Consider the following 21,412-nt stretch of genomic DNA (forward strand, 5'->3'; position numbering starts at 1 on the left):
TCCCGGGATCCAAGGGCCTTAAGCCCTTGGCGGGGGAGCTTGAGGGGGCTTTGCCCCATAGGCGCGAATCTAAGGTCTTGGAGCGACGCGGGGGCGTGTGATTCATCGGTTTGATGCGCACGCTCTCGCCCTCTGGCTGCGATTGGTCCTCGGTTGTTGCAACGACTGCCGCGGTCGTTGACCTGGAGGCGACGGCGCGGTCGAGCGGCGCGCTGCGGCGGGCCCGCAAGATCCGCCGGGCGGAGGAGTTGCTGCGCCTGGCGCTACTGTACGGGCCGGGCGGGCTGTCCCTCAGCGGGGCGGCGGCAGCCGGCGATGCCGGGATTGCCTGCCTGAGCGACAAGGCGGTGCTGGGCCGGTTGCGCCGCTGCGGCGATTGGCTGGCGCTGATCCTGGCGCGGCTGCTGGCGGCGCGCCGCGGCCTGCCCGCGGCCGCGGCGGAGGGCGCCGGCGTGCACCTGGCGCTGGTGGACAGCACGGTGATCTGCCGGCCTGGCAGCACGGGCAGCGACTGGCGGCTGCAGGCGCGCTACGACCCGGCGCGCGGGCGCTTCGTCGATCTCTCGCTCGGCCCGGGGCAGCAGGCCGAGCGGGTGGATCGCACCGCGTTCGAGGCGGGTACGACAACGGTGGTCGACCGCGGCTATGGCCGGGCGCGCGACATCCGCGCGGCCATCACCGCCGGCAGCGACATCGTCAGCCGGATCGGCTGGCGCTCGCTCGCCCTGCTGGACCTGGCGGGCCAGCGCTTCGACCTGATGGCGCACCTGCCGCAAGGCCAGGCGCCGGTTGAGCACCCTGTGCGGCTGCGCGACCTCGACCGGCCGCTGCGGCTCGTCATCGCCCGCATCCCGCCCGAGAAGCAGGCCGAGCCGCAGCGCCGCCTCGCGCGCCGGGCCAGCCGCAAGGGCCAGACCACGCAGCCCGGCACCGCCATCGCGGCCGGCTACCTGATGCTGCTGACCTCGCTGCCGGCCACCACCACGCCCGAGCAGGTGGTCACGCTCTACCGCAGCCGCTGGCAGGTCGAACTCGGCTTCAAGCGGCTCAAAACTCTCGGCAGGCTCGACGCGCTGCCAGCCAGTGACCCGGACCTCGCCCGAAGCTGGCTGCTCGCCCACCTCATCGCCGCCGTGCTGACCGAGGACATCGCCACCGCGATCCTCGCCTTTCCCCCCTCAGCCGCCGCCTGACAAGACGCGCCCGACCACCTCGCTCTGGCGCGCCTGGGCGCTCGCCCGCCGTATCCTGCTCGCCGCCATCCTCCCCAGGCCGCGCTACCGCACCCCACACGACCGCAGACGATGGCACCGCTACCTCCAAGACACCCCGCGCCGACGACCAGCACAGGCCAAACACCTCAGAGCCGCCTAATCTTCGCGCCTATGGGGCGAAGCCCCCTCAATCACCGCGCCAGCGGATCCGGCCGCATCTGCACCTTGAACACCCGCGGCCGCTCGCCCTTGCCCGTCTCGCTGTGGAAGGGCGCCCGCGTGCCGGTCGTCGTCCAGACCGCACGGCCTTTCCAGCCGCCCTCCGGGTCGTCGATCCGCCCATCGACGTTCTTGGTGAAGAAGCCTAGGGGATAGGGCACGCGAAGCTGGTGCAGCTTGCCGTCCACCAGCACCGTCAGGCTCTCGCTGCCATTGGTGCTGGCGATCGGCACGTCGCGGCCGAGGCCGAGCGTGTTGAAGCGGTCCACCCACACGTAATAGGCATGGTCGGCGCTGCCGGCGGGATCGACGCCGGCGAATTGCGGCCCGGGGAAGCGATAGAGCGTCCAACCCTCGAAGCACTGCTCGCCGGTCGTGGCCTTCGGCCCGGTCAGCGGCGCCTGGCACTTGCTGCGGTCGAAGCTGGCGAGGTGGCCGCTGGCCAGCGTCGTCCAGACCACGCCCTTGCCGTCCACATCGATGCCACGCGGGGAGAAGCCGCCCGGCGGCGGCCGGAAGAGCTCCGTCAGGCCGGTATTGGTCGGGTCAGGCCCGGGGATGAAGCGGATGAGGTATCCCGGCTGGTCCATGCGGGAGAAGCCGGTATCCATCGACTGCCCCCAGATGGAGCCGTCGGTCGGGCTCGGCTGCACGCCGTAGAAGCCGGCGATGACGCGCTTCTGCTTCGCCGGGTCGAGCGGCTTGTCGGCCTCCACATACTCGCCGCGCTTCCCCCAGCCCGGGACGTCCACCACCATCGGCGCCCAGCCCTGGGACGCCTTGGCGTCGCGCGTCTCCAGGTATTTGCGGGTGTTCAGCCAGCCCACCGAATTGCCGGCCGGGCCGCCCCAGCTCGTCCACAGCGTGTTGTCGGCGTCGTAGCCAAAATAGAGATGGTGCGTGCCGAAGCAGGTGTCGATCAGGTCGAATTTCTGCGTCTTCGGGTCATAGACCGACAGGTGCCGGTTGGACGCGTTGATCGGCGCGACCCTGGCCGAGGGATGGTCGCCGCCCGCCTTGCACCAGGCGGGCTGGTCGGTCGCCGCGCGGATGCGGGCGGCGAACCAGACCAGGCCCTTGTCGTCGAGGATCAGGTTGTGGTTGCTGGTATGACCATCCCAGATCGGCTCCTCGCCCCAGAAGGGCGAAGGCCCGCGCGGCTCGTCCAGCAGGCTCGGCGTGCCGGGGCGGAAGGGGTGCCTGATCTTCCAGGCGCGGTGCGTCCTCGGGTCGAGCACCGGCACGTCGTCCGTCGATTCCTCCGGCGAGCCGTAGATCAGCCCGTTCGGGAAGAGCGTCGGGTTGCGCTTGTCGGTCGAGATGGCGTCGTGCAGGTAGGTATGCGGCTCCGCCCAGTCCCAGAGCGTGACGACCATGTTCCGCTCCAGCCCCTCCGGCCGGCGCGGCCTGTCGGCCGGCAGCTCGCCGCGGGCGATGCGGTCGGTCCAGTCGGCATAGAGCGAGAGGCCCTTCTCCGGCCCGAGGCGGGTGATGGCGACCGCCATGTTGCCCATGGCCTGGCCGGACTGGATGCGCCGCGCCCAGAGCTCGGTCGAATCGTGGAAGGTGCCGAGCTCCTTCCTGGGATGCCGGATGTTCTGGCTGCCGAGCGCGTGGCAGGATTGGCAGGACTGCTTGACGGTGTCGATCCAGGCGTATTGCGCCTTCATGAAGTCGGGGATGCCGTTCCCGCCGCGGCCGTCGCCGGTGCCGGGGAACTGGTCGGCCGCCGGGATGCGCAGCATCGAGTACCAGTACATGCCGGGATAGAGTTCGGCCGCCGCGGCGGGCGTCGGCGCGGGCATGGCCGTCAGGTTCAGCGCCTGGCCGGGCGCGCCGTCCACCCGCGGGCTGTCCACCAGCCCGTAGCCGCGGACCCAGACCTTGTACTTCGCCTGCGGCAAATCGGGAATCAGGTAGCGGCCCTGGTCGTCGGTGACGACGAGCTTGGCGTATTTCGTCGGCAGGTCGGTGGTCTCGGCGATGACCCAGACGCCGGCCTCGGGCCCGTTCGGGCCGGTGACGGTGCCGGCGATCTCGCCCGGGCGGGCCTCGACGGCGGTGGTCTGCGCGCGGGCGCCGGGCGCGGCGGCGGCGAGCAGCGCGGCCAGAGCGGCCGCCGGCAGACGTGCACTGCGGTATGCCTTGGACATTCCGGGACCTCCGCTGCCGCCTTCGACGGGGCGGCATTCCTTGACGCCCCGTAGCAGGGCGCGCCGCGCCGTCCCTGTCAATCCGCGGCGACAGCCCGCCGGCTCAGCCGCCGTACTGCGCGTCGGTCACCTGTTCCATCCACTCCACCGCCTTGCCGTCGAGCTTCTCCTGGATGGCGACGTGGCTCATCGCCGTGGCGGGCGCGGCGCCGTGCCAGTGCTTCTCGCCCGGCGGGAACCAGACCACGTCGCCCGGCCGGATCTCCTCGACCGGCCCGCCCCAGCGCTGCGCCCGGCCGCAGCCGGCGGTGACGACCAGGGTCTGGCCGAGCGGATGGGTATGCCAGGCGGTGCGGGCGCCGGGCTCGAAGGTGACCAGGGCGCCAGCGACCCGGGCCGGATCGGGCGGGCTGAACAGCGGGTCGATGCGGACCGTCCCGGTGAACCACTCCCCGGGCCCTCGGCCGGAGGGCTGCGACCCCACGCGCGTGATCTCCATGGTCCTGCTCCTTCAGGTACGGGCCTGCCGGGCCGCAACGCCCGGGCGCGGCGGGATGCCGCATCCCCCCGCACGCCAGGACCGGCGGAAGGTCCGAGGCCGCCGGCACGGCACCGCCGCAACGGGAAAGGGGATGGCACAGGCGCGGTTCCGGCCCGGGACCGGCCGGCCTATGCTGGCCTTCGCCCGAGAAGGAGTCCGTCATGTCCGACGTGATCGCGCCGCTGGTCCGTGACCTGGTGACCTGGGTGGCGGCGGAGCCCCGCCCCTACCGGGAGGTGATCGAGGCCTGGCGCACCTCCTGCCCGCGCCTGACGGTGTGGGAGGATGCGGTGGATGGCGGCTTCGTCGAGTTGCGGCCCGGCGGGCCGGAGGGGCTGCAGGTCGGCGCGACAGCGCGCGGGCTGGCCCTGATCGGCCGGCACTGACGCCCCGGCCGCCGATCAGCCCACCAGGAAGGCCGCGAGGCGCGCGCCGAAGAGCCCGTCGAAGGCCGGGTCGCGCGCGGCGCCATGGCCGGTCGGCGCCGGCGGCCGGTCGATGACCAGCGCCTCGGCGCCGCACTGCGCCATGCCGGCCGCGAAGGCCGCGGCCCGCGCCGCCGGGTCCGGGTCGTAGGGATCGCCGGCGAAGAGCACGAGGCCGCCGCGCCGCACCGCGCCGGGCGCCGCCGCCGCGCAGGCGCCGTGGAAGGCCGCGAGCGCCTCCGCCCGCCGCTCCGGCCGCGGGCCATGGGCGGCCGGCGCCAGCAGCAGCACGGCATCGGCCAGCGCCGCATGGCGCAGCGCGACCAGCGCGATGAAGGCGCCGCGGCTCTCGCCCACCACCGCGATTGCCCGATAGCCCTCGGCCCTCGGCCCGCAGCCGTGCCGTGCCGGCCGCCAGCACCTCGGCACCGCCCTCCAGCGGGTCGAGGCCGGGGGTGAAGCCGCTGGCCTGCGCCATCCGGTCGAGCCGCCAGAGGTCCCAGCCCCGGGCGAGCAGCCGGTCGAGGAAGGGCGGCGGCTCCGGCGGCGGGCCGTCCTGGTAGTGCTGATGCGCCCAGACCAGCGCGCCCGCGGCCCGGCCGGGCCCGCGCATCGCTGCCGCCCCGGGGCGCATCATCCGCCCGCCCTCGGCCCGCGCGAGCGCGGGCAACAGCAGGGCCGGCAGCAGCCGGCGGGGCAGGCGGAACGCGCGGGGCATGCCGGATGCTACACCCGTCCAGGCCAAAGGATGGAAGCATGGACCGGAACGCGGCGCAGAAGGCCTCCCCCAGCTACCGGCTGGCGGTGGAGGATCCCGATTTCCTCATGCACGACGAGATGCGCGCACTGCGCTTCGCCATGGAATACGAGAAGGCCGAGCTGGTGCTGCGCAACTGGGGCGTGCGCAGCACCGTCGTCGTCTTCGGCAGCGCCCGCATCCCCTCGCCCGAGGCCGCGGTGCCCGGCACGCCGCGCGCCCATCTCGCGCCCTGGTACGCGAAGGCGCGGGAGTTCGCCCGCATCGTCTCGCTGCGCGGCGGCGCGCTGGCGACCGAGGGCCGGCTGCGGGACAACGTCGTCGCCACCGGCGGCGGCCCTGGCATCATGGAGGCCGCCAACCGCGGCGCCGCCGATGTCGGCGCGCCCAGCATCGGCTTCAACATCTCCCTGCCGCACGAGCAGGAGCCGAACGCCTACAGCACGCCGGCGCTGACCTTCCGCTTCCACTACTTCGCCATGCGCAAGATGCACCTGGCGATGCGGGCCAATGCGCTGGCGGTCTTCCCCGGCGGCTTCGGCACCTTCGACGAGATGTTCGAGATCCTGACCCTGCTGCAGACGCGCAAGGCGCCGCCGGTCGGGGTGGTGCTGTTCGGCCGCGACTACTGGGAGGAGGTGGTGAATTTCGAGGCGCTGGCCCGCCACGGGCTGGTCGACTCGCACGACCTCTCGCTCTTCGGACTGGTGGACGAGCCGGAGGAGGGCTGGCGGTGGCTGCTCGCGCATGGGCTCGAGGCGCATACGCCGGCGGCCGAGGCGGCCTCCGAGGAGGGTTGAGGAGGCCGGGCGCCATCAACCCGGCGGCGGCAGGCAGGCCGCGGCAAGCTGCGCGAAGGCCCGGGCGCGGTGGCTGATGCGGTGCTTCAGCGCGGGGTCCATCTCGCCGAAGGTCTCGGCATGGCCGTCCGGGATGAACATCGGGTCGTAGCCGAAGCCGCGCCCGCCGCGCGGCGGGTGGACCCAGCTGCCCTGGACCTTGCCCTCAAAGCCCTCGGTATGGCCGTCCGGCCAGGCGAGGAGGAGGGCGCAGGTGAACCAGGCGCAGCGGTCCGCATGCGGCGCCGCCAGCGCCGCGACCTTCGCCATCGCCATGGCATAGTCGCGGCCGCCGCCCGGCATCTCGGCCCAGTCGGCGGTGCGCACGCCAGGATCGCCGCCGAGCGAGGCGACCGAGAAGCCGCTGTCATCGGCCAGCGCCGGCAGCCCGGCGGCGCGCGCCGCGGCCAGCGCCTTGATGGCGGCATTGCCGAGGAAGCTGTCCTCGGTCTCGGCCGGCTCGGGCAGGCCGAGCTCCTTCACCGAGACCACCTGCAGGCCGTGCGGGGCGAGCAGCGCCGCGACCTCCCGCAGCTTGCCGGCATTGTGGCTGGCCAGCACCAGCCGGCCCGGTTCGAGCCGTCGAGGGGGCGCGGCCCGCGCCGGCCGATCCGGACCCTCGCGGCCTTCTCCGGGATCCCCGCGAAGCGGCGCTTCGCGGGGTGGGGCGCCGCTCCGGTCATCGGGCGGCATGGCTGGGGCCGGCCGATTCAGACCTCCGCGGCCTGCGCCGCTCCGGTCATCGGACGGCATCAGCCGATGCCCACGGCGGCGCGCTGGTGGCGGAAGAGCTGCCCGGTGCCGTGGCGGGCGAGCCCGAGCAGGGAGAGGAGCTGCGCCTCGGAGAAGGGCTCGCCCTCCGCCGTGCCCTGCACCTCCACCAGGCCACCCTTGCCGGTGAGGACGAAATTGGCATCCGCCTGCGCCTTGCTGTCCTCGTCATAGTCGAGGTCGAGCACCGCCTCCCCCTGCCACAGCCCGCAGGAGACGGCGGCTACCTGGTCCTTCAGCGGCATGGTGGCGATGACGTTCTTCGAGAGGCAGTGGCGGAAGGCCAAGTGCAGCGCCACCCAGGCGCCGGTGATGCTGGCGCAGCGGGTGCCGCCATCCGCGGTCAGCACGTCGCAGTCGAGGGTGATGGACATCTCGCCCATCGCCTTCAGGTCGGTCACGGCGCGGAGCGAGCGGCCGATCAGCCGCTGGATCTCCTGCGTGCGGCCGGACTGTTTTCCGCGGGCCGCTTCGCGATCCCCGCGCGTGTGGGTGGCGCGGGGGAGCATGCCGTATTCGGCGGTAACCCAGCCCTGGCCGCTGCCGCGCAGGAAGGGCGGCACGCGGGCCTCGACCGAGGCGGTGCAGAGCACCTCCGTGTTGCCCATGCGGATGCGGCAGGAGCCCTCGGCATGCCGGGCGACATGGGGCTCAAGGACGACGTGGCGCAGGGCGTCGGAGGTGCGGCCGGAAGGACGGGTGGTCATGGCGGCGGGGTATCACCGCGGCGCCGGGCGGGGAAGGGCACAGATTCCGGGCGGCCCGGGTCGGCGAAGGCGTCGGAACGCTGTCGGGGGACTATCCGGAATTTCGCGTGGGACCGCGATGATCAGGCGGTGGTGAAGCGGTCCTCGAAGAGGTTGGCGAACTGCACCTTGGCGGCGGTCCATTCCTCAAGGGGATCGTCCACTCCTTCATGGTCCGGTTCAAGAGTATCCCTATGGCCAAGGCCGCGGACGCCGAGGTCAGGGGCGGGCGGCGTTCGCCGTCACGGGTCGGGGCTGAAGTCCTCGGCGGCGCCCATCCTGGACGTGCCGTGGTCAGCCTGCTGGCTTGCGCCGGGTGGCTGGCTTGCGTGACCAGGCCTTGGCGAAATCTTCGACGGCTTTTGCGTGCTCATCGAAGTCGATGGCGGCGGGATCGAAGGGTGTGCCGACCCACTGGACCATCTCGGCATGGCTCTCGTGCTTCGGGTCGCCGATCGCCTCGAGGAACTCGGCATAGCCCGGGGGTCCGCCAACGTCCTCGGGCGGGCAGCGGCCTGTGGCGTCGATCAGGAACGGGTAGAGCAGGCCGGGGATGGCATCCGTGATGCGCTCGACCTTGACCGTGTGTTCCCAGCCATCGCCGAAGTCGTAGAGGTACTTCAGCGTCTTCGCGCCGGTGTCCTCGATGACGTCGAGGAGGCGCGTCTTGCGGGCATCGAGCGGGCCGTCTCCCCAGTCCGGGTCGGGCACGCCCCAGCCCACGCCGCGGGCGCGGATCTCGTAGAGATGGCTGTTGGTCCAGCCCATGGCGGCCTGGAGCACCAGGTGCAGGCGATCGAGCCGGATGGTCAGCGGCACCTCGACACGGCGCGCCACTGCGGGCTTGACGTCGTCGAGGGTGATCTTGAGCCGGGCGATGCTGCTGGTCATGCCGCCGCCTTTCCCTCCCTCGCCCGGGCCCAGTTCCAGGGCAGCAACTCGTGCAGGCGCGAGGCGGGGTGGTCGGCGATGCGGGCCAGGACATCGGCCAGCCAGGCGCGCGGATCGACGTCGTTCAGCTTGGCGGTGTAAATCAGCGAGACCATGGCCGCGGCGCGGCCGCCGCCGCGATCGCTGCCGGCGAACAGCCATGACGTCCTGCCGAGGGCGATACCGCGCAGCGCCCGTTCGGCAGCATTGTTCGTGCGGCAGATGCGGCCATCGGCGAGGGTTGGAAGCACTGCTTCCAACGGCGAAGGCTTCCCAGCGCACCAGCATGTAGTCCATAGCCTCGGCGACCGGCGCATGCCGGGACAGCTTGCCCAGGATCCGCAGCTTCTCCTCATCCCGCCAGCGGCGTCGCCGCTCAGCCCCGGTGATGACCTCCATCCCGCATCCTGCCCTCCGTCCTTACCGGCGCTCGAAAGAACGCCGGTAAAATCGGAAGACAGATCCAGCGCAGGTCTGGCAGGCGGCCTCCACCGGATGGGTGCGCCGCGATCGCCGGGACAGACTTCCCCTATTGCGCACCGATGTTCTGCCATGCGTGCTGCCATCTATGCCCCGGTGAGACCGTCGGAGGCGTTTCTCGCTCGTCCGAAGGCGGCGACCTTCCCATTCCACTGGTGGGTCGGCGCTCCCAGCCAGGAAACCCCCTTGACGCAGTTACTTCGCGTCGGCCCCTTGATGTCGCTCGGTGGCCGCCTTGCGCAGCACATCCCAGGTCGACCCGCCGTCGTTGTGGATGTCGAATTGGTCGTGTTCGTCCTTGGGATATCCCCCGTGGTCCTGGCGCGACACCAGGCGCCATATCAGCCAACCGGCGCAGCCAGGGGTGTCGCGGATCGTGCGCAGCCAGTTCGCGTATACCTGCGCCTGGTCGGGATGGCTGCGGGCATAGCCGAACTCCTCCAGCAGCACTGGCTTGTTTTGCTGCTGGCCGAGCGCGCAGAAATCCCGAATGCGGTCGTCAAACTGCGCAGGCGTGAGCCGGTAATAGAGTGGGTAGCCGTGCCACACGGCAAAGTCGAGATGCGGGTCGGCGACATCTGAAAGCCGGTTCACAACATTCGCTTGGCCGGATGTTATAAGTTGATTCGGGGCAATCGAACGCACATAGGCCGCCATGTCGGAGATCCAGCTCTCCTGCAGCCGCTCGGGTTTCGCCTCCGGCTCGTTCATCAGGTTCCAGGCCATGATCGTCGGCTCATCCCGGTATGCAAGGCCGGTGTGAGGGTTGACATGCTCCACGATTTCCCTGACCCAGCGGCGGTAATCCGCCCGGGTTCGCGGATCCTCGAAGAAGAAACGATGCTTGTCGTCGCTGCCGTACCAAGCCCGCATCTGCTGCGCGCCGCCGGTAAAGGCCCAGAAGTCCAGGAAGGCGACGATCAAGCGAAGATTCCGCTTCTTCGCCTCGGCAACGAGCATATCGAATCTGCCGATCCCGTTCTCCCCCCAATTGATGGCCATACCGCCGCGCGTCGGGTCCCAATAGAGCATATAGCGCCCGTTCACCCCGAGATTGCTTGTCTCGCTCTTGCTCTGGAAATCCCAGATCGTCGGCACCGTCCCATCGATGGAGCCAATCACCGGCTGCAGGAAGGTTCGCACCGTGTTTGCGCCGAGCGCGACCGCATCGTCGAGCATGCGGAGCACCTCCTGGTCAGAGCCGTAGGTCAGATAATGATTGTTCACGCCGGCGACCCGGAACGGCTTGCCGTCGAGCACGAATTGCGTGCCGTCCACCCCGACGAATCCCGCCCTCGGCGACCGCGGCACGACGTCCGGCGCCGCTGCTCTGCCTGGCAGGAGCGCCAGGCAGAGCAGCAGGATCGAGGCGAGGATCGACCGCATTCCAACAATCTCCTGGCGCCGGGCCGTGGACTCTGCGGCCACGGTCACGGCCGAGCCTCCTTTGCCGCGCCAGGCCGGTTGCTGACCTCGGGGGCCGCACGCAGCCCAGCCGTGTAACCCATCGCCGCCCCCTTCATCCCCAGCGGAAACCGCGCCGTTGCCAGTAGCGGCGGCAGCATGGCCAGCGCCTGCGCCGAGATCGACAGCAGCCAGCCCAGGGTGAATCCCTCCAGCCCCGCCAAGGATCCACCAAGGCAGGCGGCCGCGATCTCGAAGCTGCTCCAGGCGGCGTAGCGGACCGATGCGCGACGCATCGTTCCCCGCAGCCGCATCAGCGCCAGGTAGTGCGCCCGCACGGACAGGCTGACGATCCCGAAGCCCAGAAGTCGCAGGCTGGCGCCGGCGATGTCCGGGTAGGCTGGGTTGAAGAAGGCCAGGATGTCGCGCGAGGCCAGGAACAACACCAGGCCGGCGAGAAGGGAAAATCCCGTTGCCAGGATAAGCGAAAATCCGAGCCGCCCGGCGCCGCCATCCGCGTCCTGGTTACCGATACGGTAGAGCACCACGGTGAGCGCCGCCGGAAACATCGAGGCGGCGTGAACCACGGCCCAGGCCGGAAAGAAGGCAGCGTTGACGGTCGGGGAAAAGAGCACCGCCACCAGAAAAGGGAAGAGGATAGCTGGTGCCTGCGCCGCAAGATTGAGCGCATGGTGGTCCGCCACTCGAGCGATTCGCGGCGGCAATAGCAGCATGTCGGGAGGCCCGGGAACGAAGACGCCGCGGCGGACCGCAATGCTGCCGGCCAGCAGCAGCGAAAGGGCCGCCCCCAGCGTCCAGACGAGCAGGATGGCCATGCCGCCCTGCCCGGGCCAAAGCAGCGCCATGCCGGCGAGAAGCAGCAGTTTGACGAGGGAGAAGCTGACATTCCGGAGGAGTTGGATGTCGCTTCGCAGCAGCCCGATCAATGCGTGATCGCCGACCAGCGCAACGCCGGTGAGAGCGCAACCCACCGCGAAGAGCGGGATCTGCATGCTCCCGCCGTCGCCGGCGCGGCCGAGAACGGGCCAGGCCGCAGTGAGGAGAGCATAGGCGAGACCGAGCGCGCCGGAGACCACGAGCGATGTCAGCAGCGCCGCCGGGATCAGGCCCCGATCGGCCCGGTCCTGGCGCGGGGGCTCACCGATCAGCAGCGTGCCCAGCCCGACCTCACCGAGCAGACCGATCAAACCCATCATCGAGATCAGGGCGGACGCAATGCCCACCGTCTCCGGCGGGAAGGACCGCGCTGCAACCCACCAGAAGGCGAAGCCCAGCACCGCGGTGCAGACATTCCCGATGGTCACTGCACCGGAGTTGAGCAGCAGGGGTAGGTTCACCCGCAGGGCCCTTCGCGCCGCCGGCAGCATATCAGCCCTCCGCCGTGCGTGTCGCAGCGGCTCCTGCCGCCTCGGCCGGCCGCTCCGACCTGCTCCACAGGTGTCGGCCACGGATGAATCCCGCGCCGGCGCAGGCGAGACCGAGGATGATCATGCCGGCGCGCGCCGCCGCGTTCCGGTCCAGCCGCGTGAGCGCGCGGACGAGATCGCGGCCCACCGCGCGGCTGAGCACGCCGAGCACGTAGCCGCGCTCCGTCGCCAGATTGCCGTGACGCGCCGAGAGCGCCGCCACGCGCGCCTTGGACAGGCCCTCGGCGTGAGTCCGGCGGCAGAAATAGCGCACCGTCATCCGCTCGGCGCTCACCTTGTGCCAGATCCGCGTGGAAGCGTCGCTCATGAACCGCCCATCCGGAAAGGCCGCCCGGGCGCGGATGCAAAGTTCCGTTTCCTCGCAACTCAACAAAACCGTATTCGCCCCGGTGCGGCCCAATTGGTGGCTGAAGCCGCCAATGCGATCGAACACCTCGCGGTGGAACATCATGGCACCGCCCTGCAGATTACGAACCTCCCCGCCGCCGAGCGCCTCGGCGCCGGGAAAGCTGCAGCCGACCGTCCAGAGGAATTCGGGGGGGAACCAGGCCGGTGGCGTGCCCAGCCATTGCGGCGCCACCGGGTTGGTGGCGCCAAGCACGCCCGGCTCGGCGCAGCGTCGTTCCAGGCGCTCAATCCAGTCCTCCGCCGCGACCGCATCGTCATCGAAGAAGACCAGGAGGTCGCCCCCTGCCAGCGCGATGCCGGTGTTCCGTCCGCCCGAGAGGCCGCGCTGCTGCTCGTTGGCGACGACCCTGAGATCCGGGAAAGCCTCGGCGGCCCTCGTCAGCAGTTCCGGGTTGTGGTCGACGACAAGGAGGATCTCCTCCGGCACCCGCGTCTGGCGTCGCAGGGAGGCGATCGCCTCGCCTATGGCATCCCAGCGATCCAGTGTGTAGGCGCAGATGATGACGGAGATGCTACGCCGGCTCTCAGGCATGGTTGTACCCCAGGACATGGTGACGCAGACGGGCCCAGGCGGCCGATCGGAGGCGATCGCGCAGGACGGCCATGGACGTCGGTCGCGTGCCGAGGAGTGCGTCCAGCGCTACCGTCTGCGTCTGCTCGCAGGCGATGTGACGCGACAGCGCGAAAGGATTCTCGTCCGGGCGGCTGGTGCGGTAGCCGACGGCGCAAGCCGAGCCGAAGCCGGCCTCTCGTACCGCGCGGCGGACGCCCGGAGAATGATAGCCGAAGGGATAGGCGAAGCTGTCCACGGCAATGCCCAGTTTGTCCTCCAGCGTGCGCTTCGAAACCACGATCTCGCGTGCGGCCTCGATCCTTGGCAGCGCGTCGAGCGCGGGGTGGCTTGCCGTATGGGCGCCGATCTCGATGCCGTGCTGCGCCAGCTCGGCCAGTTGCCCCCAGTTGAGCATGGGCAGGTGCCCGGCGCCGATGCCCTGCAGCCAGGCGCTCGTCCGGCCGACATAGCCGGTCGTGACATAGAGCGTCGCACGCATGCCGTACCGGGCGAGCGCCGGCATCGCGTGCTCGTGGAAGTCGGCGAAGCCATCGTCAAATGTCAGGACGACCGGGCGCGCGGGCGGGTTCTCCAAACGCCCGGCACGGAGCCGCATCAGCTCGCCGATGGTGAGCGCGGTGCAGCCCCGCTCGCGCATATGCCGCAATTGCTGCTCGAAACCGCGCGGCGTCACGGAGAAGCGCCGGAACCGGCGCGGTGCCCGCTCCGAGACGCTGTGGTACATGAGGATGGGAGTGTCCGTGGTCATGCGGCGCATGCCTGGCCGCCCCGGCGCGGGGCCGCAAAAATGCCGCGGACGCGCCGCAGCGGCGGCCGTCGCGGCGGATGCAGTGACTGCGTGGCGGGCCTGACGCTCAGTACGAGCGAGGCACGCGCGAGGGCCGGCTTCGACATCGGCCCGATCAGGTGGACGGTCCCGGGCCGCAGGAGCAAAAAGAAATCGCTCGTGGCAGCAATCCCATTCGAATTCAACCGAGTAATGTCCGCAGCGTCTTGGCTTGAGAGTGCCGCGGTTTTCATTGAGGCCGCTCTTCCGCAGGGGTTCCGGTCACCGGCATTCGGCTTCAACTTTCACGTCCTCTACGCAGACAGATAATCGGCCGATCCTTTATAGCTTACAATCTGTGCCGGATTGCCCACCATAACTGCCTTTTGAGGAACATCCCGTGTAATCAGGGAATTCGCCGCAATCACCGCGTCGTCTCCCACTTCCAGTTTACCGGCCAGTATGGCGTTCGCGCCCAAATAGACGCGGTCGCCCAGTACGGGGACGCCACGCCGCTCTCCACGCCCGGAAATTCCCAGAGTGACACCTTGGGAAATATTGCACATTTTCCCGATGATCACGTCTGGATGCAAAATTATATTGCCGAAGTGACCGATGTAGAAGCCGGGCCCTATGGTCGCACGGTAAGGTATTTCAATACCAGTACTTATTTCAACTACCTTCTGCCAAATCACACAAAGCACAAGCAAAGCCCCCTTTATGGTTGGCGGAAGTCGGCTGGCATAAAGAGAATGAGCGATCCTATATTGCAGCAGCGCCCATAAGCCTTGATTCAGGACGATCAATGCCAAGCGTGAAATGTTTGGACAGTAGCGACGATACCGATCAACATCCTCGAGGTATTCTCTCATCCAAACGCGCATTCGAAATTCCTCTGAGCCTCGAAGACTCCGAATGAGCCCCACGGTTGATTGGAAGCTGCACTCGATGGTGGGCTTTTCAGTTCGCAGTCCGTCCCGCCTGATGGTTCTGGTCGATACCGAGGCGAGTGCGCATTGCGTTGCGCGATCAGGACCGTCCCAATCGTGACGCCTCGTATCGAGTCGGGTGGCGGTCGGTAGGAGCCGACGCCACGCGCCGCGCCATCCGAATGCGGCATCGCCACCGCGGCGATGGCATCAGGAGCGCTCTGCCGGAAGGGCATGGACCGCTCCTTCGCTGTTGCGGCGCTGGCTGGCATCCTTGGCCAGGAGGTCGCGGTAGATCGCCTCGATACGGGCAACGACGGAAGCGGCCTTCAGGGTCTCGATCCGCTCCAGGCACCCGGCGGCGAGTTGCGCTCGCAGCCCGGGATCATTGAGAAGGCGCTGCATCCCGGCCGCCAGCGCCTCGGCATCGCCGGGCGGCACCAGCAAGCCGTTCCGCCCGCCCTCGACCAAGTCCGGCATGCCGCCGATATCGGTGACGATCATGGGCTTGCCGAAGGCCATGGCCTCCATCACCACGGTTGCGCAGGGTTCGGGCCAGACCGAGGGCGCGAGGCCGAACATGCAGCGGCGCCAAGCTTCCAATACCGCGGCGTGCGGCCAACTGCTGAACACCCGTACGCCCGGCGGCAGGTCGCGCAGCTCTTCGGCATAGCTCCGGCCAATCAGGACCAGAGGCGGTGCGTCCTGCAAGCGGCGATAGGCCTGCAGCAGCACAGGCACGCCCTTCTGGTAATTCAGGTCGCCGACAAAGAGCATGTAAGGCGCGTCCGGCAACAGCTCCGGCAATGCAGGGGGGATCGCCGGGGGCGCACCGAGGTCGTCGGGAATGAAATTCGGCACCACCTCGCAGTGCCCTTCCAGCCCATTCAGCGCAGCGACGGCGCAACTGACGGCGAGAAAGCGGTCGACGCCGCTGCGCACCAAAGGGCTTGAGGCGCGGGTGGCGAGAGCCGTCACCGTGCCCTTGGCGGTGCCGTAATGGGCACGGGCGCAGGTGAGGCATTTCCCGAGCGCCGGCCCGCTACAGGGACGTCCCTGCCGCATCAGGTTCTTTCTGGCGCAGACGAGACTGTAATCATGCAGCGTCTGCACGAGGCGGGCCGGGAAGAGGGGCCGGAGCGGCAGGTAGGAATGAACTATCCAGTTGTGCGCGTGCACGATGTCCGGACGTTGCCGCCGCATCACGCGCGCAAGACCGGCCAACAGTTCCGGGTCGGGGAAGGGGGGCGCGAGGCGCCGGTCGCTCTCGGTGAAAAGGCTTCCCACGCGCTGGAGCGTGCCGCGCAGCCTCAGAACCCGGACATCGCCGTCCATCTCCTCGACGGCGGCGGCCGGGTGCCGGAGCGTGGCGACCGAAACCTCGTGACCCCGGCGTGCAAGGGCCGCGCCCAGGTTCCGGACGTGCCGCTCCTCACCGCCGATAACGGGCGGGTAGAACTGAGTCAGTTGGAGAATGCGCATGATGCCCCACTCGGTTCCGTCGAGGCCTGGATAGCGGCGTCGCGCGCTGCGGCTGCCACGGCCTGACAGGCGCGGCGAATGGATCCGGCAGAAGATGGAGTCACGGCGCTGCTACCTGATGGTCGCAATCGGCCACCATGTCGGCTTCGCGCAGCATGGCGGTCTCGATCCGCCCTCCGAGGAAGTAACAGCCGCGTCGTGAGACCTCGGCCGGTATCGTCACGCGCAATCCACGACCCCGTGCCGCGCGCATAGGTTTCCTGCGAAAAGATCCTTTGCTCGACATCGATCAGGACCGGCTGGCCGGCAACGACCGGCAATCCACGCGCCGCATAGAGGCAATCCGGATTCGTGCAGCGCCAGGCTCGGTCGCCGGCCTCCGGCGCTTCCTGGCAGCGCGGGCAGCAACTGACTGCCGCCAACTCGCGCCGGTCGATCACGCCAGTTCGCGCGGAATGGCTTGGCATGTGAGCGTCCTGCATCCGCATCCGTGGTTCCTCAAGCTTCAGGTTCCATCCAGACTTTCCGGTAGACGCGGCTACGGTTGCTGCTCTTGAAGAGCCGGGCCTCGATGCGGAGCGCCCTGCCCGCTGGCGAGTGAAAGTCGTAGGTTCGCGTGAGGCTCTCGCCCGGAGCGAGGTCGAGCGCCTGCCAAAGCACGACGGGCAGGCCGTCACGGAGAACCTCGACCTCGTATCGGATCGGCATGTCCTCGCCATTCCGGATGCCGATGGTCACTCTCCCGGACCCTGCCTCCCCGATGGGTACCATCCAGAATTCAGTGACCCTGAATTCTCGGAAACTGCGGGAGTCATGGACCGCGAGGGCAAAGGCGGATCCGGTCACGAGAAGCGCCAGGACAAGAAGGCAGCATGGCCCGACGCGGATGGTGACGGTCGCGCCGCTCCATGGCAGGCGCTGAACCTGCTCGGCCGCACCGCGGATCATGGCAACACTCGCGGCGCACACGACGCCGCCAGCGAACCAGCCGACCCACCCCATAGGCCCGAGCTTCCCCAGCGCAGCCAGCAGGAAGCCTCCCGGCACAGCCCAGACAATGCTCAAGATCGCAGCGAGCGAGTGCCATTCGAATCCCGACCGCCGGGGCAGACGGATGGCGTGCAGGAAGGCGTGTCCTGGCCAGTACAGGGCCAGGGGAAGGCAGACAGCTGCTCGAACCGCTACATCCTCGCTGTAGGCGACGGCGCCGATCGCACCGACCGCCCAAAGGCAGGCGAGGGCGAGGCTGACTGACCTAGCCGCCATCGCGCAGTCTCTGAACAGCGAAGATCCCCATGAAGCCATTGTCGAAGACGCGGTCGACGCCGCGCATCCGGCTGAATTTCAGCAATGTGGCGGGATCGACGAAGCCATGTGATGCAAACAGGTCCTCCATGTCATCGTAATAGTGACCGAGAGTGGGCCGCGCCGTGGTGAGGCGGTAATCAACGAGCAGATAGTCCACCTGCCCGCGCCGCAGAATCTCACGCTCACCCCGAGTGATTTGCGACGAGAGAAAAAGATAGGAGGTATCAATGCCGTCGTAGAGCCCGGTCACGACCTGCTGCCGACCATAGGTTGCAAGTAGCAGTCGGTTCACCCGATCAGCCGCGAAGCGGTTGCCCTCGCCGAGCCATTCCCTGCTCCAGAGAGCTGTCTCGATGCCCATCGGCTCGACCGAACCGGAATCCGCCGCGACGGCATAGGGCGAGCGAATGGCACTGACGCCCCAGCCGGCGACGATGCCGCCGACAAAAATGACCGTCAGTGCCAGACCGGTCCCGAGTGCCGACCACCAGCGGTGGCGTCCGGCCGTCCAGAGATGGACGATGCTCACCGCTACGACCAGGGCGACACCAAGGAAGACGAAAGACCCCATGCGATTGCCGATTTCCCAGCCCGCGGAGGTCAGGCGGAAACCGACCGAGACCGGTAGCCCGAGGGTCACCAGCGCCAGCAGCACCATCCAGGGATTGGTCCACCGCAGCCGCAGGCACTGCCGGAAGGCGCTCCAGCCATCAGCGGGCCGGGCTGCGATCGCGAGGGCGCGCAAGAACCCGGTCGACAGTGTCACGGCGACGAGCAGCAATGACAGGATGCTCGTGACCCTCAACCAGATCGGGGTCACCTGTCCGCCAGGCAAGACGAAGAGCTGCTTGGTCATGGGCCCGCCGTTGATGAAGCGGGTCAACTCGGCCGCGCCTTTTTCAAGGATAGGGCCAAGGTAGTTCTCGCTCGGGTTGCCCAGCGCCCATGCCCAGAAGCCCGGCAGCAAGACCGTCAACATTGCAATGCTCAAGATGCCCCATCGCCGCACGGCCCGCGCGGCGCACGGCCAGACCATAAGAGCGAGCAGCAGCATGAAGATCGCCGCGAAATACGCCGACATGTGATGGGTCACCGCCAGTGCCGCGAAGAGCGGAACCACGATGCCGAGCGCCACCCCGATCCGCGGCGCGAGCGGATCGTGCAGCATCGTGCTTGCGAGCAATGCGCAGGCGAAGAGAACGATCGCCAAACTCTCGTACGCGTACTGCGCATTGAAGAAGACGAAGCCGGAATTTCCCATGTAGACAAGGCAGGCGATGGCCGCGAGCCGCGCGGAACCGCTGATCCGCTCGTAGAACATGAAGAGGACCGTGACGAAGACAAGGCGCAAGACCGCCAGCAGCAGAGTGCCGCAGGCAAAGACCGACAGGCCGGTCATTTCGACCATGGCCGTGGTGACCAGTTCCAGCCCCGGATAAAGCGGGCTGATCGGCAGTAAAGGGTTGGGCAGGAAGAGCCGACGGGTCTCGAGGATATCGAGTGCCGTCATCCAGTGCAGAAATTCATCGAAATGCACGAAGGCGGTCGGCGCATAGAGCAGCTTCAGCGCGAAGCAGGCGGCGGCGAGCAGCAGCAGCAACAGGATCCGCTCGGCGCGTGCAACCGTGTGCCAGGCAACGCGCATGGCAATCGGCAGGTAGAGCGCGGCGAAGCTCGACCACAGCAGGGGAGACGCCCAGGGGGCGCCGTGATATCCGGCATGATGGGCGACAGCCACCGCCAGCAGGCAGACGGCGGTGGTGAGGCTGAGCGCTGCGATCCACCACGGGCTCGGCGATACGGTAACGGCCGCTTCTTGCGGGAGGGTGCCGGGGCCGATCGGCTCGAGCAGTCGACGGAGCAGGCCCGGGCGTGCCATCCCGGCGCCGAGGCCCGCATCGGCGAACCGGGACCGGGTCATGTCCTGCCGATGCGCGATCAAAGTCATCGGCCCTTGGTCGCGCTGCGATAGACGGCCAAGAGGCGATCGGCGCAGTCCTGCCAATCCGGCAGCGGTGCGGCGCGGCCTGCGCGGTTGTCGGTGAGCGCCGCCAAGACAGCCTGGGCGATCTCGGTGCTGCCGGCCGCCGGTCGCACTGTCGCGACCATGCCCTCCTCTGCCATCTCCATAAATCCGGTGGAGTCGGTGACGAGGACGGGGAGGCCGAGGGCGAGCGCCTCGAGCACGGCGACAGGATGCGCCTCGTACTCGCTCAGCAGCACGACAAGCGCGGCGCTGCCAAGCAAGGCCGCGAGCCTTTCGCGCTCTGCCGGCGGCACGCCTCCGATCTCGACCCGGTCCGCGATCCCGAGCCGGTCCGCGAGTTCCGTCAGCGCCTGCTGATAGGGCCCTTCGCCCAGCACGCGGAGCCGCGCACCGGGCCGCTGTGCCAGGATGTCCGGCATTGCCTCGATGGCGCGATGGTGGCCCTTGTAGCGCTCCAGCCGGCCGATCGAGACGATCAGCGGGCGCTCGGGATCCGCAGCCGCGGGCGCCTTGGCGGCGGGCAGTTGCGCGCCATTGGACACCACGCTCACCGCATCGCGGGGAAAGCGCATCCGCGCGCTGAACAGATCGGCCTCGAAGCGCGACACGGCGATCCGCCGGGTGGCACGCCGCACCAGACCGCCGAGCAGCGCCCACTGCAGCCCGCGCAACCGATTTCGCAGAGAGGAGGAATGGCCGCCGCTGTGGAAGGTGATGACGAAAGGCAGGCGCCGGCGCAGCGCGGCCAGCATGGCGAGCGGTGGGACCAGCGTGTGGCAGCCCTGAACATGCAGCAGGTCACAGTCGGCGCGCATCACCTCGCGCCAGATGCCGGGCGCCCAATAGTAATCCCGGCCACGCGGCCAGGCCGGCACGCGCCGGATAAGCATCCCGTCCGCTGCCTCGACCGGTGGGCGCGCCCGCGTCCGGTCGGCCGTCAGCACGGTGACGGCATGGCCGGCCGCGGCGAGGCGCCGCCCAACCTCGCGGACATGGGTTTCGATACCGCCCATGTCCGGCAGGTAGCGCGCCGCGACCATCAGGATCCGCAGCGGCCTGTCCTCGCCCGGCTCGATTGGCGTTCCGGCGGGTGCTGGGGCAGGCGGGGCCGGCGCCAGCGGCGCGGCGAGGGTCGTCACCAGGCATAGCCCTCCCTGGCGACCGGCCGCACTCTCTCGCGGACAATGGTCTTGAGGACGCGCCAGCCATCCGGAAGCGCGCGGAGATTGCTCTTTCCGTGCAGCCGTGGCGCCTCAAAGCTCGGCACCTCGATCACCTTGAGCCGGTGCCGAAGGGCCTGCAGGTTCAGGTAGGTCTCGACCTCGAAGCCGTCGCATGTCGGCTCAAGCAGTTCGGCATGGCGGCGCCAGAAGCCGAAATAGCCGTAGCAAAGATCGCTGAACGTCCCGCCGTAGAGCAGCCGGACCGCCTGGGTCAGGCCCCAATTGCCGAGGCGTCGGATGGCGGACATGTCGTCGGTCCCGCCCCCTTGAATGAAGCGCGATCCCTTGACGAAATCGCCGCCCGCAAGCAGCGCGCCGACCATCAGCACGATCTCGCGCGGGTGCATCGAACAATCGGCATCGAGTGCGATGATGATGTCGCCACGGGCGGCACGAAAGCCGGCGCGCAGCGCGGCACCCTTGCCGCGCCGCTCCGCCTGGACGATCTGCACGCCCTCTCGCACGGCGCGTGCGGTCTCGACCGTGCCGTCGGTCGAGTGGCCGTCGACAATGACCACTTCCTCGAGCCAGTTCGGCAGAAGCGGCAACAGGACCCGCAGATTCTGCGCCTCGTTCAGTGTCGGGAGCACCACGGAAACCCGCGGCATCGCGGGCAGACCATGAATGACAGGAGCAGGATTGCCACCGGGGAGGAGGCGCGACGAGACGTCGATAGCATGGTCTAGCGGGTGTACCACGGGCCATTCTCCTTCTTGGTTCAATCGCTCCGGCAAGATGCGCACCGTCCTGGTCGGAACTGCAGCCGCGATCACCCGAAAGCGCAGGTGCCACCCGTCACGGATGCAGC

21 protein-coding genes and 1 pseudogene are annotated in these 21,412 nt (G+C 68.9%); 4 read left to right on the forward strand and 18 right to left on the reverse strand.

The annotated features are described in order from the left end of the window. The first annotated feature begins 113 nt into the window (after positions 1–113). A complete protein-coding gene (locus tag Q7A36_RS18625) occupies positions 114–1,193 on the forward strand; it encodes a transposase (RefSeq protein ID WP_305105240.1) in 1,080 nt (359 codons plus the stop codon). Between the two features lie 212 nt (positions 1,194–1,405). Here the strand turns inward: Q7A36_RS18625 and Q7A36_RS18630 are convergent, their stop codons facing one another. Both Q7A36_RS18630 and Q7A36_RS18635 read right to left on the reverse strand, forming a co-directional pair. Continuing rightward, the gene (locus tag Q7A36_RS18630; protein ID WP_305105241.1) at positions 1,406–3,586 is read right to left on the reverse strand and encodes a carboxypeptidase-like regulatory domain-containing protein; all 2,181 of its coding nucleotides are present in this window, start codon (positions 3,584–3,586) and stop codon (positions 1,406–1,408) included. Positions 3,587–3,689: 103 nt separating this feature from the next. Continuing rightward, entirely contained in the window at positions 3,690–4,085 is a 396-nt protein-coding gene (locus Q7A36_RS18635) for a (R)-mandelonitrile lyase (RefSeq protein ID WP_305105242.1), read from the reverse strand. A 203-nt stretch (positions 4,086–4,288) separates the two neighbouring features. On the opposite strand from Q7A36_RS18635, the gene Q7A36_RS18640 reads away from it, so the two are divergent. Beyond that, on the forward strand, positions 4,289–4,513 hold the full coding sequence (locus tag Q7A36_RS18640) for a hypothetical protein (RefSeq protein ID WP_305105243.1): 225 nt from the start codon (positions 4,289–4,291) through the stop codon (positions 4,511–4,513). A 15-nt stretch (positions 4,514–4,528) separates the two neighbouring features. Here Q7A36_RS18640 and Q7A36_RS18645 read toward each other — a convergent pair whose 3' ends face one another. Beyond that, positions 4,529–4,909, reverse strand: coding sequence for a hypothetical protein (locus tag Q7A36_RS18645; protein ID WP_305105244.1), 381 nt, complete (start codon positions 4,907–4,909; stop codon positions 4,529–4,531). A gap of 399 nt (positions 4,910–5,308) precedes the next feature. Between Q7A36_RS18645 and Q7A36_RS18650 the strand changes: the two genes are divergently transcribed. Continuing rightward, complete coding sequence (locus Q7A36_RS18650; protein WP_305105245.1) at positions 5,309–6,109, forward strand: LOG family protein; 801 nt, start codon at positions 5,309–5,311, stop codon at positions 6,107–6,109. 15 nt (positions 6,110–6,124) lie between these two features. Here Q7A36_RS18650 and Q7A36_RS18655 read toward each other — a convergent pair whose 3' ends face one another. The 12 genes and pseudogenes from Q7A36_RS18655 to Q7A36_RS18710 all read right to left on the reverse strand — a co-directional run bounded on the left by Q7A36_RS18655 (position 6,125) and on the right by Q7A36_RS18710 (position 16,824). Then, positions 6,125–6,712: a non-canonical purine NTP pyrophosphatase gene (locus Q7A36_RS18655; RefSeq protein WP_305105285.1), complete on the reverse strand. Its 588-nt coding sequence runs from the start codon at positions 6,710–6,712 to the stop codon at positions 6,125–6,127. 188 nt (positions 6,713–6,900) lie between these two features. Beyond that, entirely contained in the window at positions 6,901–7,626 is a 726-nt protein-coding gene (rph, locus tag Q7A36_RS18660; RefSeq protein WP_305105246.1) for a ribonuclease PH, read from the reverse strand. Positions 7,627–7,959: 333 nt separating this feature from the next. After that, complete coding sequence (locus Q7A36_RS18665; RefSeq protein WP_305105247.1) at positions 7,960–8,556, reverse strand: plasmid pRiA4b ORF-3 family protein; 597 nt, start codon at positions 8,554–8,556, stop codon at positions 7,960–7,962. After that, positions 8,553–8,931 (reverse strand): annotated as a pseudogene (locus tag Q7A36_RS18670) (transposase domain-containing protein); the annotation flags it as partial. The pseudogene Q7A36_RS18670 and the gene Q7A36_RS18665, both read right to left, overlap by 4 nt. Before the next feature lie 339 nt (positions 8,932–9,270). Then, positions 9,271–10,461 carry a glycoside hydrolase 5 family protein gene (locus Q7A36_RS18675; RefSeq protein ID WP_305105248.1) on the reverse strand — a complete coding sequence of 397 codons (1,191 nt, stop codon included), beginning with the start codon at positions 10,459–10,461 and terminating at the stop codon, positions 9,271–9,273. A gap of 44 nt (positions 10,462–10,505) precedes the next feature. Then, positions 10,506–11,867, reverse strand: coding sequence for a lipopolysaccharide biosynthesis protein (locus Q7A36_RS18680; RefSeq protein ID WP_305105249.1), 1,362 nt, complete (start codon positions 11,865–11,867; stop codon positions 10,506–10,508). 1 nt (position 11,868) lies between these two features. Next, complete coding sequence (locus Q7A36_RS18685; protein WP_305105250.1) at positions 11,869–12,867, reverse strand: glycosyltransferase family 2 protein; 999 nt, start codon at positions 12,865–12,867, stop codon at positions 11,869–11,871. Beyond that, positions 12,860–13,666, reverse strand: a complete 807-nt coding sequence (locus Q7A36_RS18690) for a polysaccharide deacetylase family protein (RefSeq protein WP_305105251.1) — start codon at positions 13,664–13,666, stop codon at positions 12,860–12,862. Before Q7A36_RS18690 ends, Q7A36_RS18685 begins: the two co-directional genes overlap by 8 nt. Positions 13,667–13,989: 323 nt before the next feature. Then, positions 13,990–14,559, reverse strand: a complete 570-nt coding sequence (locus Q7A36_RS18695) for a serine O-acetyltransferase (protein WP_305105252.1) — start codon at positions 14,557–14,559, stop codon at positions 13,990–13,992. A 255-nt stretch (positions 14,560–14,814) separates the two neighbouring features. Further along, complete coding sequence (locus Q7A36_RS18700; protein WP_305105253.1) at positions 14,815–16,086, reverse strand: glycosyltransferase family 4 protein; 1,272 nt, start codon at positions 16,084–16,086, stop codon at positions 14,815–14,817. A 100-nt stretch (positions 16,087–16,186) separates the two neighbouring features. After that, positions 16,187–16,309, reverse strand: coding sequence for a hypothetical protein (locus tag Q7A36_RS18705; protein ID WP_305105254.1), 123 nt, complete (start codon positions 16,307–16,309; stop codon positions 16,187–16,189). A gap of 275 nt (positions 16,310–16,584) precedes the next feature. After that, positions 16,585–16,824, reverse strand: coding sequence for a hypothetical protein (locus Q7A36_RS18710; protein WP_305105255.1), 240 nt, complete (start codon positions 16,822–16,824; stop codon positions 16,585–16,587). 75 nt (positions 16,825–16,899) lie between these two features. Between Q7A36_RS18710 and Q7A36_RS18715 the strand changes: the two genes are divergently transcribed. Beyond that, positions 16,900–17,340, forward strand: a complete 441-nt coding sequence (locus Q7A36_RS18715; protein WP_305105256.1) for a hypothetical protein — start codon at positions 16,900–16,902, stop codon at positions 17,338–17,340. Between the two features lies 1 nt (position 17,341). Here Q7A36_RS18715 and Q7A36_RS18720 read toward each other — a convergent pair whose 3' ends face one another. From Q7A36_RS18720 to Q7A36_RS18730, 3 genes are read right to left on the reverse strand one after another with little or no spacing between them, the layout of a single operon-like run. Next, positions 17,342–19,342, reverse strand: a complete 2,001-nt coding sequence (locus Q7A36_RS18720) for a hypothetical protein (protein WP_305105257.1) — start codon at positions 19,340–19,342, stop codon at positions 17,342–17,344. Beyond that, positions 19,339–20,520, reverse strand: a complete 1,182-nt coding sequence (locus Q7A36_RS18725) for a glycosyltransferase family 4 protein (RefSeq protein ID WP_305105258.1) — start codon at positions 20,518–20,520, stop codon at positions 19,339–19,341. Before Q7A36_RS18725 ends, Q7A36_RS18720 begins: the two co-directional genes overlap by 4 nt. After that, positions 20,517–21,302 (reverse strand): glycosyltransferase family 2 protein, encoded by a 786-nt coding sequence (locus tag Q7A36_RS18730; RefSeq protein WP_305105259.1) that lies wholly within the window; start codon positions 21,300–21,302, stop codon positions 20,517–20,519. The genes Q7A36_RS18725 and Q7A36_RS18730 overlap by 4 nt, the downstream gene beginning before the upstream one ends. Positions 21,303–21,412: the final 110 nt, after the last annotated feature.

Origin of the sequence: Paracraurococcus lichenis (assembly GCF_030657435.1) — a bacterium.
In the GTDB taxonomy this organism is placed as follows: Bacteria; Pseudomonadota; Alphaproteobacteria; order Acetobacterales; family Acetobacteraceae; genus Paracraurococcus; species Paracraurococcus lichenis.